12 protein-coding genes are annotated in these 16,906 nt (G+C 62.7%); all 12 read right to left on the bottom strand.

Annotated features, from left to right (window positions below):
• Nucleotides 1–33 precede the first annotated feature (33 nt).
• The 12 genes from CAF92_RS14185 to CAF92_RS14240 all read right to left on the bottom strand — a co-directional run bounded on the left by CAF92_RS14185 (nucleotide 34) and on the right by CAF92_RS14240 (nucleotide 16,088).
• Complete coding sequence (locus tag CAF92_RS14185) at nucleotides 34–1,488, bottom strand: mannose-1-phosphate guanylyltransferase/mannose-6-phosphate isomerase (RefSeq protein WP_046617045.1); 1,455 nt, start codon at nucleotides 1,486–1,488, stop codon at nucleotides 34–36.
• Nucleotides 1,489–1,523: 35 nt separating this feature from the next.
• Nucleotides 1,524–2,171: an alginate O-acetyltransferase AlgF gene (locus tag CAF92_RS14190; RefSeq protein ID WP_046617046.1), complete on the bottom strand. Its 648-nt coding sequence runs from the start codon at nucleotides 2,169–2,171 to the stop codon at nucleotides 1,524–1,526.
• A gap of 16 nt (nucleotides 2,172–2,187) precedes the next feature.
• Nucleotides 2,188–3,345 (bottom strand): alginate O-acetyltransferase, encoded by a 1,158-nt coding sequence (locus CAF92_RS14195; protein WP_046617047.1) that lies wholly within the window; start codon nucleotides 3,343–3,345, stop codon nucleotides 2,188–2,190.
• A 10-nt stretch (nucleotides 3,346–3,355) separates the two neighbouring features.
• Nucleotides 3,356–4,813 (bottom strand): MBOAT family protein, encoded by a 1,458-nt coding sequence (locus CAF92_RS14200; protein WP_046617048.1) that lies wholly within the window; start codon nucleotides 4,811–4,813, stop codon nucleotides 3,356–3,358.
• 136 nt (nucleotides 4,814–4,949) lie between these two features.
• Nucleotides 4,950–6,053, bottom strand: a complete 1,104-nt coding sequence (locus CAF92_RS14205) for a mannuronate-specific alginate lyase (protein ID WP_046617049.1) — start codon at nucleotides 6,051–6,053, stop codon at nucleotides 4,950–4,952.
• 7 nt (nucleotides 6,054–6,060) lie between these two features.
• Nucleotides 6,061–7,503, bottom strand: coding sequence for an alginate O-acetyltransferase (locus CAF92_RS14210; RefSeq protein ID WP_085601192.1), 1,443 nt, complete (start codon nucleotides 7,501–7,503; stop codon nucleotides 6,061–6,063).
• Nucleotides 7,504–7,516: 13 nt separating this feature from the next.
• Nucleotides 7,517–9,076: a mannuronan 5-epimerase AlgG gene (gene algG / locus CAF92_RS14215; protein ID WP_085601193.1), complete on the bottom strand. Its 1,560-nt coding sequence runs from the start codon at nucleotides 9,074–9,076 to the stop codon at nucleotides 7,517–7,519.
• Nucleotides 9,077–9,098: 22 nt separating this feature from the next.
• Nucleotides 9,099–10,577, bottom strand: a complete 1,479-nt coding sequence (locus CAF92_RS14220) for an alginate export family protein (RefSeq protein WP_046617052.1) — start codon at nucleotides 10,575–10,577, stop codon at nucleotides 9,099–9,101.
• Nucleotides 10,574–12,001, bottom strand: a complete 1,428-nt coding sequence (algK, locus tag CAF92_RS14225) for an alginate biosynthesis TPR repeat lipoprotein AlgK (protein ID WP_046617053.1) — start codon at nucleotides 11,999–12,001, stop codon at nucleotides 10,574–10,576. Before algK ends, CAF92_RS14220 begins: the two co-directional genes overlap by 4 nt.
• A 12-nt stretch (nucleotides 12,002–12,013) precedes the next feature.
• Nucleotides 12,014–13,180, bottom strand: coding sequence for an alginate biosynthesis protein Alg44 (locus CAF92_RS14230; RefSeq protein WP_046617054.1), 1,167 nt, complete (start codon nucleotides 13,178–13,180; stop codon nucleotides 12,014–12,016).
• A gap of 36 nt (nucleotides 13,181–13,216) precedes the next feature.
• A complete protein-coding gene (locus CAF92_RS14235; RefSeq protein ID WP_046617055.1) occupies nucleotides 13,217–14,698 on the bottom strand; it encodes a glycosyltransferase family 2 protein in 1,482 nt (493 codons plus the stop codon).
• A gap of 73 nt (nucleotides 14,699–14,771) precedes the next feature.
• Nucleotides 14,772–16,088, bottom strand: a complete 1,317-nt coding sequence (locus CAF92_RS14240) for a nucleotide sugar dehydrogenase (RefSeq protein WP_003257136.1) — start codon at nucleotides 16,086–16,088, stop codon at nucleotides 14,772–14,774.
• Between the last annotated feature and the right edge of the window lie 818 nt (nucleotides 16,089–16,906).

A 16,906-nucleotide genomic window follows, 5' to 3' on the forward strand; every position in this document is an offset into this window, starting at 1 on the left:
CCATTGCATGGTGCAACGGCTGGGATGCCACTTTTACTGCGCGATGGTCTTCACCGAAACACCCCGTTCGATCGGAGTGGAGGTACGCCCGTAAACATCTTCGAAGCGCTCGATGTCATCCTCGCCCAGGTAACTGCCGGACTGCACTTCGATGATCTCCAGCGGGATCTTGCCCGGGTTGCGCAGGCGGTGCACCGAGGCGATCGGGATGTAGGTGGACTGGTTCTCGGTCAGCAGGAACACGTTCTCGTCACAGGTCACCTCGGCGGTACCGGACACCACGATCCAGTGCTCGGCGCGGTGGTGGTGCATCTGCAGCGACAGGCTGGCGCCCGGCTTGACGGTGATGTGCTTGACCTGGAAGCGGCCGCCCATGTCCACCGAGTCGTACGAGCCCCACGGGCGATACACTTCCAGGTGGTTCTGGGTTTCGCTGCGGCCCTGCTCGTCGAGGGTCTTGACCATCTGCTTGACGCCCTGGACCTTGTCCTTGTGGGCAATCATCATGGCGTCCTTGGTCTCGACCACCACGATGTTCTCCAGGCCGATCACCGACACCAGCTTGCCGTTACCGTGGATCATGCAGTTGTGGCTGTCCTGCACCACCACGTCGCCCTTGGTGACGTTGCCGTTGTCGTCCTTCTCGTGCACTTCCCACAGCGACGACCAGCAGCCCACGTCGCTCCAGCCTGCCGACATCGGCACCACGCAGGCGCGCTGGGTCTTTTCCATCACCGCGTAGTCGATGGAGTTGTCCGGGCAGCAGGCGAAGGTGGCTTCGTCGATGCTCAGCACATCACCGTCTTCCTGGCTGCGCTCCAGGGCCAGCACGCAGGTGTCGTAGATGTCGCCGTCGTGTTTTTTCAGCTCTTCGAGGAAGCGGCTGGCACGGAACAGGAACATGCCGCTGTTCCAGAAGTAACCGCCGGCCTGGACGAACTCGGCGGCGCGTTTTTCATCGGGCTTCTCGACGAACTGCGCCACGCGCGCCACGCCTTCTGGCAGCAGGGCGTCCTGGCTGGAACGGATGTAGCCGTAGCCGGTTTCCGGCTTGGTTGCCGGCACGCCGAACAGCACCATCTCGCCACGCTCGGCGGCCACGGTGGCCAGGGCCAGGGCGCGTTGCAGGGCCTTCTGGTCCTCGATCACGTGGTCAGCGGGCAGCACCAGCATCAGCTCGTCGCGGCCTTCGTTGATCAGTTTCATGGCAGCCATGGCCACGGCCGGCGCGGTATTGCGGCCGAACGGTTCCATCAGGATGCCTTGGGTTTCCAGCTTCAGCGCGGCCAATTGCTCTTGCACGATGAACTTGTGGTCCTTGTTGCAGACCACGATCGGGGTGTCCATGCCTTCGAACACCAGGCGCTCGAGGGTTTGCTGGAACAGCGTGTGTTCACTGGTCAGGGCCAGGAACTGCTTGGGGAACTGCTTGCGCGACAGAGGCCACAGACGGGAACCGCTACCACCAGAAAGAATTACCGGGATCATCATGTTTCTCCAATAGTCGTTGAGAGGCAGGGGAATCAGTTGCTAGCCACGGGGCGAGTTACCCACACCGGCGACAAGGCGTTGCCGGAACCCGTTACGTACAGCACTGCGGCTTCGCCGCGCTCCAGGGCGACGGGTTTGACGTCACCCACTTTCTTGTCTCCTTGGTACAGCGCCAGGTTGACCTTGACCGGGTTGATTTCGCGTTCGCCACGGCCGTTGGCGGCAACGGGCTTGACCACTTCGGTCTTGCCGTCGGCGGTCTTCAGGGTCAGTTGCTGGTCACTGAGGTTCTGCACACGAACCAAGGCTTTCTGCTTGTTCTTGAACGGCGGCTCTTCGATCAGCTGCGGGTTGCCGCTGGCGCTGTTGACCAGGGTGTAGTACTTGTCCGCAGCCAGCTTGACCGGCACGCTCTTGCCGCCGACCTGGGCGGTGTAGTCACCCCCTGGCAGGAAGCTGAAGTCGCTGCTGCCCTGGGCGCCAACCTGCTTGATCTGGGTGTTGCCGACCGAGGCTGCAGCCGGTGCGCTGGAAGCGTTGTACAGGCGCACGAAGGTTGAGCCTTTTGGTGCGCTCGGGCCGTACAGCGCGGCGTCGGCACCGGCGAAGGCCTGCATGGAGGCCAGGGACAGGCCGGCTGCGAGGGTGAGGGCTTTGGCAATGGAAGTCTTGGTAGTCATATGTATGTTCCTCTGATTAGTGGTTAGTCCGGGTGGACGACAAAGCCAGGTTTTCTTCGGATTTACGGGTGTTCTTCAGCTGGGCGATCCACTGCGGATCGAAGCTGCTGAGGTCGTTCTTCATTGGCAGATAACGTTCGGGGAATTCCCACACCACCACCTGGGGTGCGGCGTTCTTGAAGGCATCGCTTTGCAGGTACTTGAGCATCGGCAGCAGCGGGCCATGGCCGTCTTCGGCATAGTTGGCCACGTCGCTGCGCAGGGCCTGCTGCAGCGCGCCGAGGAAGTTCCAGTGCGGGTTGGCGCTGTAGCTGGTGCCCACCAGGGCAACCGGGATCTGCTTGTCGGCGAACAGTGCGTCACCGGCTTCACCTTCGGCCTCGACAGGGCGAGTGGTGCGTTGCTGCAGGTTGTCCGGGGCCGGCAGCAGGTTGCTGAACAGCGGGTCCAGTGGCAGGAAGTTGGTCAGGTCACCCTTGTATGGCGCGGTGCTGCCGGCTTCGGTGATGAACGCCTGCGGGTCGCCGTTGAGCAGGCTCTGGCGGCTGACCGCCTCGGCCACGGCCTGCGCCGCCACTTCGGCACCCATTGGCGTCCAGTGGGTGTCGGTGCGCAGGAACACTTGGCCGCGGGCCTTGGCCTGTTCCATGGGTGCCATCAGGTCCGGAGCGAACACGTTGGCCTGGCGCACCTGGGCATGGAACTGGTTGTACAGGTCGTCATGCAGGCTGGTCGGCAGTTCCTTGCCCAGGTACTCGGCGTACACCCGCGCCTTGGCCGGCACGATCGCCAGCACCAGCTGGCTGCCGTGCTGCTGCAGGGTGTCGCGCACGCCACGGATCAACGCCAGGTTTTCCTGCATCAGCTGCTCGGCACCGGCGGTGGGCTTGAACTCCTCGTCACTGAACAGCCACTGGTCGCGGCCCAGCACCACGCCGGGGCGGCCTTCGTTGAACAGCTTGAAGTCCATCGCCGCCCACAGGTTGGTGCCCAGGCGCTTGATCGGGAACTGCTCGTCGTAATGGGTCTCGGCGGCCTTGGCCAGCTTGCCGTTGAGCAGGGTCATCTGCTCGGTACGCTGGAAGCTTTGCAGGCCACCGGTGGACCAGACGCCCATGCCCACCAGCAGGCCGAGGAACGACAGCGAATAGGTAATGCGTAATGTCCGGGTCATGTCATCAACCTCAGAACTGGAAGTAAAGGAACGGCGAGTAGCTCTGCGCCGAAAGCTTGAGGATCGAGGCCACGAACAGCAGCAGCACCAGGGCGCGGGTCATCACCCGGGTCCAGTCCAGGCCGATCGAACCGTCGCTGTTGACCTCCACCGGGGTGGCCTTGGGCGTTGGCCTGGCGTTGCGGTAGAAGTCGCGCAGGCCGAAGAACGCAAGGGTGATGTAGGCGACAACCAAGGTGGCTACCTGCAGGCCGGTGAGCTGGGCACGGTTGAGTTCCGACAGCTGCCATTCACCGAAGCTGAACATGGCGCCATACATGCGGCCGGCCACTTCCAGGTTCTCGGCACGGAAGATCACCCAGCCGACCACCACCAGCAGGAAGGTGAATGCCCACTTCACCGGGTTGAAACGCTGGGGGTTGGTGTCGATGCCCAGCGCGCGCTCGATGGCCAGCCACATGCCGTGCCAGGCGCCCCAGATGATGTAGGTGAAGTTGGCGCCATGCCACAGGCCGCCCAGCAGCATGGTCAGGAACAGGTTGCGGTAGGTGTTGAAGGTGCCTTTGCGGTTACCGCCCAGGGTGATGTACAGGTAGTCGCGCAGCCAGGTCGACAGGCTGATGTGCCAGCGCCGCCAGAACTCGGTGATCGACTGGCTGATGTACGGCTGCTTGAAGTTCTCCATGAAGCGGAAGCCCATCATCAGGCCCAGGCCGATGGCCATGTCGCTGTAGCCGCTGAAGTCGAAGTACAGCTGCGCGGTGTAGGCCAGGGCGCCGAGCCAGGCATCGCCGGTGGTCGGGTTCTGCAGGGCGAAGCAGTGGTCGGCCACTACCGCCAGGGTATCGGCGATGAACACTTTCTTGATGAAGCCCTGCATGAAGCGGGTGCAGCCTTCGGAGAACTTGTCCAGGGTATGGGTGCGGTTGTTGAACTGGTCGACCAGGTCCTTGAAGCGCAGCACGGGGCCGGCGATCAGGTGCGGGAAGATCGCCACGAACGCCGCGAAGTCGATCAGGTTGCGGGTGGCCGGGGTATCGCCGCGGTACACGTCGATGATGTAGCTGATCGACTCGAAGATGTAGAACGAGATACCGATCGGCAACAGCACGTGGGTGAGGATGAACGGCTCCAGGCCGAACGAAGTTATGATCGCGTTGAGGCTGTCGACACCGAAGTTGGCGTACTTGAAGTAGCCGAGGATCGCCAGGTCGACACCGACGCCGAGCAGCAGCCAGCGCTGCGCGGGCTTGGTACGCACACCGGCAGCGCCGACTTTCAGGCCGATCCAGTAGTTCCACAGGGTGACCCCGGCAAACAGGGCCAGGAAGTCCACCCGCCACCACGCGTAGAAGATGTAGCTGGCGACCAGCAGCAGCAGGTTGCGATAACGTTGCCCGCTCAAGTAGTACAGGCCGAGGAAGATCGGCAAGAACAGGAACAGGAACACGTTGGACGAGAAGACCATCCCGGTTCTCCTTTTTGTTCACAGCATCCGGGGCAAAGCGCCCCCCAAACCCCCCAGCGAAAAACCGGGAGGCAACTTAGGTCCCTGTGGTAGCGGGCAAGCCCGCTGCCACAGGTTCACTCCCAGATGGGAGGTGTCACTTCTTGCTCTTTGCGCTCGGGTCGTAGACCCGTGTCACGTCGCCGCCGAGCCTGAAGCTGTTGAACGGCTGCATGTCGTGCTTGCGCTCCAGGGTGTCACCGACGCAGTGGTACAGCGCGCACCAGGGTTCGAGCCATGAATACTTGCTGTCGATCTTCAGGTCGGTCATGTCCTGCTTCTCGCCGGCGCGTGCCTTGAATTGACTCGGGTCGCGTACACCGGCCAGCACGCCTTCGCCCAGACGCTGCAGGGCGAAGTTGTTCTCGCTGCGCAGGTCGACACCATTGGCCTGGGCGAAGCTGGCGATCATCGCCAGCGGCGGCAGGGCGTAGTTGTGATACGCCAGGGCGCGCTGCTTGCGCTTGATCTCGTTGGGCAGGAAGCCCTGTTCATCCACCTGGTTGGCGCCGACCTTGTATTCCTTCACCGCCCAGTCGAACAGGTCGCGGCGGTCGGTGGCCACGGCGGTAGCCATCACCGACCAGGCCGCCCAGTAACTGTGGTTGTTGATCTTCTCCAGTGGCAGGTCGCTCCAGTCGCGCACGGTCTGTTCAGCGAGGCGGGCGAACCACTTCTCGATCAGCTCGGCCTCTTCCCGGTGCGCGGCCAGCGGCTGCGAGTTGGAAAACTTGAGGCGCAGCCAGGACCCGCTCATGCTGCCCAGCGCCCACTTGCGCATGGATTTGCCGGTGTGGTTGTAGTCGGTGGACATCAGCGCATCGGCACGTGCCCATGAGCCCAGCCAGGTGAGCGCGCAATCCAGCTGGGCCGGGCGGCCGTCACGCATGTACTGGCCGACCATCTTGCTCACGCCCTTCTCGAGGGTGGTGATGCCCTCGGTCGACTTGCGAAAGGCCTTTTCCGAGGCTACGTTGAGCGTCGCCCGAGCCTTGTCCGAACCTTCGTACTTGCTGCGGAACTGCAACGCGCCGGTGTACGGCTTTGGCGCCGGCTCGCAATGGAAGTTGCCGTCTCCGGTCTTGAGCTTTTCAATGCCCTCGTAATAACCCTGCGGGGGCACCAGCGCGGCCTGCGCGGCGCCGCCGAACAGGGCCAGGGTGAGCAGGGCAGGGCGGAAGATTCGCTTGAGCATGGTCATGGTCGCCTCACTGGCCGGCCTGCGCGGTCTGCGCGGGCACGGCGAAGTTGTTGCGTTTGCAGAGCTTGGCTTCGACCTTCTGGGTACCGCTTTCCGGCCCCTGCACCTCGAACGCCAGCAGGCTCTGGCTGGCCCAGTCCTCGTCTTCGCGCATCTGGAAGACGAAGCGCCCGTCGGTGTCGGAGGTTTCCGGTTTTTCCAGCTTGATGTCCTCGTGGCGACCGTTGAGGTACCAGAGGGTGGCCTGCAGCACCTTCACCGACGGGTCTTCGAACTTGACGTCCATCTGGATGTTGCGGTTGATCAGGTCTTTGATCACGCCGCCCTTGCCGTTGACCATCAGCTCGTTCTTGCCGGGCTTGAGGGTGGCGCTGGCGCTCATCAGGGCCGGGCGGTCATCGCAGCCGTCGTCGAGCAGACCAAGGATTTGTCGCCAGATGGTTTCCTGGTCCAGGCGATACAGCGGGGAGAATTCCCAGATCAGGATCTTCGGCGGGTTCTTCTGGAATTCCTCGCTGCCCAGGTACTGGATCATCGAGCCTTCCAGGCCGCCGCCGGGGAAGGCGACGTTCAGTACATCGGCACCAATGTACTGTTGCAGGAAACCCGCGAAGTTGTAGTTCTTGCCACTGTGGCTGGTACCCACCAGGGTGATCTGCGCGTTGCCGGCGTCACCGAACAGGTCGTCACCGCCACTGTCGGAGCCTTTGGGCTCGGTGGCGAACTGGTCCATGTACTGGACGGCGTAGCTGGTGCCACAGAGCTGACCGGCGACGTTATGCAAGGTGCCGGTCTTGCCCATGCGCCCGGACTTTTTCGTTTCGAATTCCTTGCGCGGGATGCCTTCGAAGGCCGGCATCTTGTGCACGGTATCGGCCACGATCCTGGCAGCGCGCTCGGCGCCGTAAGGCGTCCAGTGCTGGTCGCCACGGAAGTAGAAGTCCTTGCCCTGGTCGGCAGCGGCCAGCTGTTCGTTGGTCAGCGGCGACAGGTCGGGTACGTTGTAGCCCATGCTGGCAAAGCGCTTGAGCATGGCCTGGTAGTTGCCCAGGGCCTTCTGGTAGTCGAAGGCAGCCTTTTCCGCCGGGTTGAGCATGTTGCGGTTCACCAGGCCACGGGTCGGCTGGTACACCACCACCAGCTCCACGCCGCGCTTCTTGAACGCGTCGTGCACTTGCTGCAGGCGCTTGTAGCCGGCCGGGGTGGTATTGAACTCGGTGCGCAGGTCTTCGCGGGTACGGAACAGCCAGTCGCCCTGAGCCTGCACCAGCGTGGTGAAGTTCTGCTGGTAACGGGTTGTGTAGCGGCTTGGGTCATGCGCTTCAGGGCACAGCTGGCAGCAAGGCTCGGCGCTGAAGGTAGGGGCCTTGACGTCTTCGGCGCGCACGCCCTGGCTGATCGCCAGGAGGGCGGCGGACAGGCCCAGCAGTTTAATCAGATGTGGGGTCATGGTCTGGGCTTCCTTAATCGATCATTTCGGTCTGGCGTTCGACCGGGTCGATCAGCACAGCCTTTTGCTGGCGTACCAGCAGGTCGAGGATTTCGTCCTGGCGTTCGCCCAGAACGCCGTTGAGGCTGATACCGCTGGCCTTGCGCGGGGCGAGCATGGACACCTTGTACAGCTCGACCGACAGCGGCGAGTCGATCGACAGGGGGCCGGAGCCGTTGGCCGACAGTTCGCCACCGACCAGGATCAGCGACACCTTGGTGTCGAACGGGTCGAGGGCGATGTCGCGGTCGGTGTTGGACAGGTCCTTGATGTGGCCGTACACGCCGACCAGACCGTTGGCCATGGCGACGTTTTCGTACAGGCGGATGTTCACGCTGTTACGCACGCGGATGCCGTGGCGGCGGTTGTTGATCAGCTTGTTGCCCCAGATCAGGTTGTCGCCACTTTCGTACAGCGTGATGCCGTCGGTGTGGTTGCGGTAGATCTCGTTGTAGGCGATCAGGTTGTTGACGCTGTTGCGGTCGATCACCACGCCCGAGAGCTTGTTGTCGAAGCTCTTGTTGTTGATGATCCAGCTGTCGTTGACTTCACGCGAAACGATGATGCCGTGCTTCTTCTTGGTGCCGTACACCGTGTTGCCGGCGATGATCAGCCGGTGCGAGCGGTCGTGCGGGTCGATGCCGTAGACGATGTTGTCGCGGTAGGTGCTGTCCTTGACCACGAAGTCCTGGGTCTCGTAGCAGTAGAAGCCGTACCACATGTCGCTGAACTCAGAGCCGATGATCCAACCGGTGGGTTCCGGGCGGCCCATGCGCTTGGCCATGTTCGGCGTGTACTGTGAGATGCTCACGCCGTACGATTTGGACTTGGCGTAGCCGAAGCTGGCCATCTTGGTGTTGACGATGTAGGTCTCGGTACCGCCCCACGACAGCAGGAACGGGCGGAATTCCTTGGGCGAGCGGAAGGTCGCCGGGCCATTTTCCTTTTCCCGCCAGCCGGTCACCTGGGTGTCGGTGACGAACAGCTTGCCGTCGTTGACCAGGAACGAACCGCCTTCCTGGGACAGGCGCAGCTGCTTGACCTTGCCGTCGATCTCGAGGATGCCCTTCTGCCCGACCACGATCGGCAGGCGCGCCAGGTACACACCCGGCTCGACTTCGCTGAGGTACTGCTTGGGTACCTTCTTGCTCAGCTCGACCAGGTCGACATGGCCGTCATCGATGAAGATCGCCTGTGGAATGCCATGCTGGCGCTGGACCCACTCGGCCGCCTTGTTGTCGCCGCCGACGAATTCCTTGAGGGTATCCTCCTGGAACATGCGGCGCAGGCTGACCTTGCCCTTGTGGCGGCGGTCGATTTTCTTCTGCACCGCATCAAAGGTGTAGCCGGTCAGGTCAGGCAGCTTCGGCGGGTCCATGTGCAGCGGCTCGATCGGCGCGCTGGAGACCGTGTAGGTCTTGGCCTGCTGCAGTTCCTTGGCGATCACCTGGGGCTCTGCGGCAGCCACCAGGCCGCTGGCCAGCAGCAAGGCGCTGGCCAACAGGCTGTGACGTAAGTGCGGGTGAAGGTTCATAACGGTAAGTCCTCTACCGGCCTCAGAAGCGCCAGATCACGTCGACGAAGGCGCGGTGCATGTACGAGTCCGCTTCCTTGCCATAGGCATCGCCCGGCTTGAACACGCCAGCACGCAGGCGCACCAGGGCAGATGGCTCGTCGATGGCCTGGCTCATCGAAGCCGGCAGCAGGCCTTGCTTGAAGTACTTGGTCACGACCACGTCCATTTCCTGGCCAAGGTCTTTTTCTCCATCGACCAGCGGGCGGTTCACGCCGTTGTCGTTGACCACCGCGTTGATGCCGCTGGAACCGATGTTCTGGTTGCCATCGACACGCCAGAACTTGTGGTAGATGAAGCTGGCGTCGTAGTCGTCGCGCAGCTGCCAGGAGGCGAACAGGGTGGCCGCCTGCAGGTTGCCCAGCTCGCCGCGGAAGGCTTCACCGAAGCGGTGCACGCGCGAACGGGTACCGGTGTAGTTGGAGCGGTTGCTCTCCAGGCCGGTCTGCTCGTAGTTGCTCGAACCGTCGTCGCCACCACCGCCACTGCCACGGGCGTAGGCCGCACCGACCTGCCATTGCGGGTCGAGGCGCAGGCGGATGCCGAGGTCGGTGGCCCAGGCGTTGACATCACCACTCTGCTTGCCGGTGGCCACGGTGTCGTCGCCGACCACCTGGCTGCTGAGGGTGTCGCGGTCACCGGTCAGCCAGGTGACGCTGCCCCAGTAGTTGACGGTGTGGTCGTTGCGCCAGTTGTAGGCGTCGCTGTTGGCTTCCAGGCCCAGCCAGGTGAGGTCGCCGGTGCGGGTCTTGTCCAGCGCATCGACGGTTTCGCCCGGGTTCTTCAGGCTGCCGCCGTCGTGGGTGTGGTGGGCGCGTACACCAACCCAGTGGCCAGGGGTCCACTGCGTGGCGACATTGCCGTAGACGTGCGTACGGTCCTTGTCTTCGGGGGCCAGCTCGGTGAGGTCGGTGCGGTATTCGCTGAAGCGTTGGGCAACGCCCAGGTCGGCCTTGAGCAGGGTGGTGTCGAAGGTCCAGTTCAGCGCCTCGATGTTGGTGTCGCGCCACATGCCATCGTCGCTGCGCAGGCGCTGGCGGCCGAAACGCAGCTGCTCGCCGGGATAGGCGGTGAGGCCGCTGTAGCCGACCCAGAATTCGCGCATGGCCAGGTAGCTCTTGTCCTGCTCACGGCCGTCGGCGGCGGTGTCGGTCGTGGTGCCGTCGTCGTTCTGGCGCAGAGTGTCGGTTTCGATGGTGTCGGTCGCGGTGACGGCTTGGCCCATGGCATAGGCGCTCCAGTTGCCACGCTCGCCATATACCCAAGGGCGCAAGTCGAGACCCAGGCCGTTGACGTCGCCGCCGGAGCGGGTGCCCAGATCACGGTCGTCTTCCGACTGGCCGGTGATCTTCACATCCAGGCCGAAGTTCTTTTCAGCGGTCATTTCCGCCAGGGTCGGGCAGGACCACAGCAGGGCGAAGCTCAGGCCGATGCCGGCTTTCACGAAGGGATTGAGCGTCATAGCGAGTCCTCACCGGTTACTTCTTTTTCATCGTCTTGCAGGGCTTCGATGGCCAGGGTGCTGTTGGCGCCTTGCGCCATGCTGCCGCGTGCCTGCTTCTCTTGTGCCAGCAGTTGCTGGGCCTGGCTGCGCTGGTCAGGCGTAAGTTGCTGGTCGAGCTGCTGCAGCAGTTCAGCGGACTGCGGCGACGGGTTGGCCTGGGCCAGCTGGGCGAATACCCAGGCGTTGCCCGGTTGCGGGCGAATGCCATGGCCTTCGCTGAACAGCTGGGCCAGGGCATAGTCGGCACTGTTCTGCCCACCACGGGCGGCGGCCAGCAGGTTGTCGACGGCCTTTTGTGGCTCGACGTTGCCCAGGTAGCCGCGGCGGTACAGCTGGCCCAGGTAGTAATGGGCGCTGACTTCGCCTGCGTCGGCGGCAGCCTGCAGGTGTTGTTCGGCTTTGGCCGCGTCCGCAGGCACGGTCTTGCCTTCGTAGTACAGGCGGCCCAGCAACAGTTCGGCGCGTGGCTGTTCGGCTTCGCGGCCCTTGTCGATGTAGGCCATCAGCTGGTCGGTATCGCCCAGCTCTGGGAAGTCGTACACCAGTTGCGCCAGGCTGACCCAGGACGCCGGGTTGGCCGGGGCCACCTGTTCGAGCAGGTCCTTGGCGGTTTTCTCGTCGGTCTGGCCGAGGCTGCGGTCAGCCAGGACCCGGGCAACGCTGTCTACCCGGGTGGCCGGTACTGCGCCACGGGCGTAGGCAGCCTTGAGCTGGCCGAGCAGGGCAGCCTGCTGGTCGGCCTGGCCACGCTTCTGGTACACGGTGGCCAGTTCGACGTAGCAGATGTCGGTGCTGTTCAGCGCGGCCTTGCAGATTTTTTCCACTTCGCCCAGATGCTGGTCGTAGGTGCCCTGGGTGCGGTACAGCAGCACCTGGGCCAGGCCCGCTTCCGGGTTGCCGGCGGCGCGCCATTGGTCGATCTGCTGCTGCGCGTTGACCTTGGGGAAGCTCTGCGGGTAGGTCAGGTAGAGCATCGCCAGCGGGATCAGGGTGTTGCTTTCGCCCTGCTTGGCGGCTTGCTTGAGCAGTGTTTCGGCTTCTTCGCGCTCGGCCTGGGTGCTGTCGGGCTTGGCCACCAGCAGGCGGCCAAGGCGCGCCTGGGCACGCGGCGAAATGGCGGCCGCGGCGCGGTAGGTAGCCTCGGCTTCCTTGATTTTCGCCGGATCGCGGGTGGCAACCTTGATGTCGGCCAGGCCCACTTGCGCTTCGCTGTAGCCCAGGTCGGCCAGCGCCTTGTAGTTGCGCTCGGCCAGTGCAGTGTCACCGCGCTTCATGGCTTCGTTGGCCAGGCGCTGGTCGGGCAGGCCCGCACAGCCGGCCAGGGTGATGGCAGCAGCCAGGGCACACAGGCCCAGGCTGGCGCTTTTCTTGTGGGGAATCATGTTGTGATCCTCTTACAGCCCACGGGCCATGGCTTTGTCGATCAGCCAGTTCAGCGATGGGCCACGGTCGCTGTTGACCGAAGCCGGGCGACCGGCGAGTTCGGCGGGCAGGGCGCTGTCAGGTTTGATCTGCACACGGATGTCGGCGGCCAGGTCTTCGCTGTTGAGGCTGGCGCTGCTGACGATCTGGCCGGTGCGTACTTCGTCTTCGCCGGCTACCTGGAAGTTGACCCGGGTGCCTGGCTTGACCTCGTCGAACTGGCGGTAGGTGAAGCGCGCCTCGATCATCGGGTTGGTGGTACGCGGGATCAGCTGGAAGATCGGCTGGCCCTTGGCGGCGTACTGGCCGTTGTCGACCAGCTGGCGGGCAACCACGCAATCACACGGGCTGGTGAGGGTGCCGGACAGCTGCTTGCCGAACAGTTCCTCGATCTTCGCCGGCTCCAGCTGTGCGTCTTCCAGGTTGCCCTTGAGCATGTCCAGCATGCTGGTGGTGAAGCTGGCCAGTGGTGCGCCCTTGGCGATCTGGCCACCGCTTTCGACCAGGCTGTTCACGGTGCCGTCGCGCGGCATGGTGACGTTGGTGGTGGGTACCGCGACCACGCCGGCTTCGGCATGGCTTACGAAGTACATGCCGTACAGCGACTTGGCGATGAAGCCGAAGGCGGCGACACCGACTACGAATACACCGAGGGTGACGGTGACTGCCTTGAGGCGGCCGAAGGCGCTCAGGCCACTGCCGCCATCCTTCTGCTTGCGTGCCTTGGTGAAGTTGTCGCGCTGCAAGGTGCTGAGCACATCGCCGGCAGTGATCAGTTCACCCGAGAGGTGCGAGGTGATGATGTGGCGCAGCGTGGCGATGTCGCGTGGCTCGAGGTTCTGGAACTGCGCGCCGGTACGGCCGCTGTCCGGGTTGTAGGAGCGCACCTGGAACTCGATGTCCATCGACAGGCCGAGGTTGTCGACCGTGAACTGCAGCCGCCCGCGGAGCACGTCGCCAACCGACAGTGGTTGCTTGGTGTGGAAACTCAGGCCTCCGGCGGAAAGATCGTCGACCTTCACATCGTGGGCTTGGCGCTGAGGGTCGAGGAAGCGCAGCTTGGCGGGGATGCGTACCCGGGCGTGCTGGCGCTGGGCTTCGGACTCATGCACGACGTTGACGTTCACGGCGGTATTCATGTGGTTTGTTCCTGTTAGTTCCGATCCGGGTTGGGCTCACACGACCATGAACAGCACAGCGACGAAGATGCTGGCAGCCGAGAAGGTCATGGTCCGCGAGGACCAGGTGTTGAACCATTGTTGAAAGCTGGCGAGGTCACGCTTGAGGGCAGTGGGCTGACGCGTCCAGGACTGCTTGTCGAGGCGGAAGAACACGTAGATCTTCATCAGCGCGCCGATGATCTGGTTGTAATAGAGAATCAGCGGGTAGGCCGGGCCCACGTTATGGCCGGAGCACAGCAGCATGATGGTGAGGATCAGACGGGTGATGCCGATCCACAGCAGGTACACCAGCAGGAAGCCCATGCCGAACTTGAGGCTGGCGATTACCGCCACGGTCAGGCCCAGCAGGCTGGTCCACATCGACACGCGCTGGTCGAACAGCACGATGCTGGTGAACAGGCCCAGGCGGCGCAGGCCGAGGCCCAGCGCGCGGGAGTTCTGCCGCAGGTTGTTGCCGTACCAGCGGTACATCAGTTTGCGGCTGGCCTTGAAGAAGCTCTTCTCCGGCGGGTGCTCGACCGTGTTGATGGCGGCGTCCGGCACGTAGAAGGTGTCGTAGCCCAGGCGCATCAGGCTGAACCAGCTGGACTTGTCGTCACCGGTGAGGAACTTGAAGCGGCCCAGGCGCCAGTGCATCAGCGAGTCGCTTTCGACGTCGGCGATGAACTCGGGGTTGGTCACCACGCTGGCGCGGAACATCGACATGCGCCCGGTCATGGTCAGCACGCGCTTGGACAGGGCCATCGAGCACATGTTGATGTGGCGCTGGGCGAAGCGCAGCTTGTGCCACTCGCTCATGATGTAGCCGCCACGCACTTCGCAGAACTCGTTGGTGGTCAGGCCGCCGACGTTGGGGAACAGCTTGAACCACGGCACGGTCTTGCGTACCACGCCATCGCCCAGCACGGTGTCGCCGTCGATGACCGCCACCACGGCGTTCTCGTCCGGCAGCATGCGCGAGATGGCACGGAAACCGTAGGCCAGGCCGTCACGCTTGCCGGTACCGGCGATGCGCACGATGTCCAGCTTCACGTGGGCGGGCGGGTTGTATTTGGCCCACAGGCTTTTCACCAGCAGTTCGTCCGACATCTCCACCAGCGAGCAGACCACGGTGGTGGGGAAGCCACAGTTGATCGCCTCGCGAATCACCGAGCTGTACACCTGGGCGGTGGTCAGCGCTTCGATGCGGAAGCTGGTCACCATCAGGTAAACGTGGGACGGGTCGGCGTCCTTGCCCATTTTCTGCACCTTGCGGCGCAGGTACGGGTACACGCCGTAGAGGAAGATCATGCCGCGGATGAAATGGGTGGCGCCCATGGAATAGCGCCAGATGCCGACTGCGCCGACCAGGAAGATGAAGTGCTTCGACTGCGAGTCGAAGATATCGGCTGGCAGGGCCAGGGCGATCAGCATGAGCAGACTCATGTAGAGCAGCCAACCGGCGCACTGCAACAGCACTGTCTGGATCCTTTGCATGTTCAGCATCCGTCGAGAATTCGGGAAAAGGTGGGCAGCGGGGGTGGGGAGGCCCCCGCTGCCCGGCCAGCACTTACCAGCAGATGCCTTCGGTACGGCTGGTGGCGCAGGTCGGTTTGCTCATGAAGCCGACCAGGTCGATCACGTGCTTGCCGGCCGGCGCTTGCTGGGCCAACGCACGGAACTGCTCGTCACGGTTGCCCAGGACGATGATGTCGGCGTTGTCGATCACCTTCTGGAAGTCGGCGTTGAGCAGCGACGACACGTGCGGGATCTTCGACTCGATGTAGTCCTTGTTGGCGCCGTGGACGCGGGCGTACTGGACGTTCTCGTCGTAGATGTCCAGCTGGTAGCCCTTGCCGATCAGGCGTTCGGCCAGTTCCACCAGCGGGCTTTCACGCAGGTCGTCGGTGCCGGCCTTGAAGCTCAGGCCGAGCAGGGCGACCTTGCGCTTGTCGTGGGCTTCGATCAGTTCGAAGGCGTTCTGCACCTGCGATTCGTTGCTGCGCATCAGCGAGTCGAGCAGCGGTGCGCGTACATCGAGGCTGGCGGCGCGATAGGTGAGGGCGCGCACGTCCTTGGGCAGGCACGAGCCGCCGAAGGCGAAGCCAGGGCGCATGTAGTACTGGGACAGGTTCAGTACTTTGTCCTGGCAGACCACGTCCATCACGTCACGGCCATCCACGCCTACGGCCTTGGCGATGTTGCCGATCTCGTTGGCGAAGGTGACCTTGGTGGCGTGCCACACGTTGCAGGTGTACTTGATCATCTCGGCCACTTCGATCGGCTTGCGGATGATCGGTGCGTCGAGCTCTTCGTACAGGGCCTGCAGGATGTCGCCGCTGGCGCTGTCCAGTTCGCCGATGACGGTCATCGGTGGCTGGTCGTAGTCCTTGATCGCGGTGCTTTCACGCAGGAATTCCGGGTTGACCGCGACGCCGAAGTCGACGCCGGCTTTCTTGCCCGAGCAGTCTTCGAGGATCGGGATCACCACGTTCTTCACGGTGCCCGGCAGCACGGTGCTGCGTACCACGATGGTGTGGCGGCGCTCGCTGTCACGCAGCACGTAGCCGATTTCGCGGCACACCGACTCGATGTACTCGAGGCCCAGGTCGCCGTTCTTCTTGCTTGGGGTACCCACGCAGATCATCGATACGTCGCTGGCACGGATGGCTTCGGCGAAATCGGTAGTACCGCGCAGGCGGCCGTTGGCGATGCCCTGTTGCAGCAGTGCTTCCAGGCCAGGTTCGACGATGGGCGACTTGCCCTGATTGATCAGGTCGATCTTGGTGCTGGACACATCCACACCGATCACTTCATGGCCTCGCGCCGTCAGGCAACCTGCACAGACCGCACCCACATAACCCAAACCAAAGATGCTGATACGCATCGCTATCACCTCATGTGTTTATCACGTCGGCACCTCCGGAGAGAGCCGGACTGGGTTGATTAACAACAGTTTTCGGGCGCACGGATCCATGGCGAAATGCACACTTCGCCGAGCGCAGGCAAAATAAATCCGGAGCGCAAAAAGTTATGCACTCAAATGTGGCAGTAAAAAGCCATTAATTAAAAAACGTGCCCTGAAATGCAGCCGTCTTTATTGCAAGGCGCTACATGGCGCTTTGCTGTGCTTGTTTTTTCAAGTGGAAAAATCCTTTGAAATCAACCACTAGGACGAATTGAAAGGGACGCGTCTCTCCTGCATGGACAGGCTCTTCGGGGGGTGCCCGTCATACCTGTCGAAGTTGTTGGGCTGGTAGTGGATACCTGCCGTTGTCATCTGTAAGTCATCTCTCACAGCCCGGGGGCAGGAAAATCGTTACGGCACTATGAGCGATTCGTCGTAGCAGAAGTTCCGGGGTGGGTTCGGTGTGGATGAAAGATTTCTAAATATTTTTTCAGTGGCGGACAATTTCAATCTGATAGCACACGGGTGTTTTGCCCCGATATATAAAGGGCGAAACTGTTGCGAGATATTTTTATGCCAGCATCGAAAAATATTTTGAAAAATTCGTCAAAAAAGCTACGAACGGTCTTATGGCGTTTGGCTATAAGTGGCAGAGTGTCGATTTTTTGGCGTCGGATTTGTGGCGTGATGGCGATGTGAAGAGCGCCCTGTTGCGGGGCAGGAGAGATGCGTAAATGGCTGCTGGCCTCTTTGCGGCTAAAGCCGCTCCCACAGGTAGTGCACTGGTCTTGCGTTCA

Source organism: Pseudomonas sp. B10(2017) (genome assembly GCF_002113295.1).
GTDB lineage: Bacteria > Pseudomonadota > Gammaproteobacteria > Pseudomonadales > Pseudomonadaceae > Aquipseudomonas > Aquipseudomonas pudica.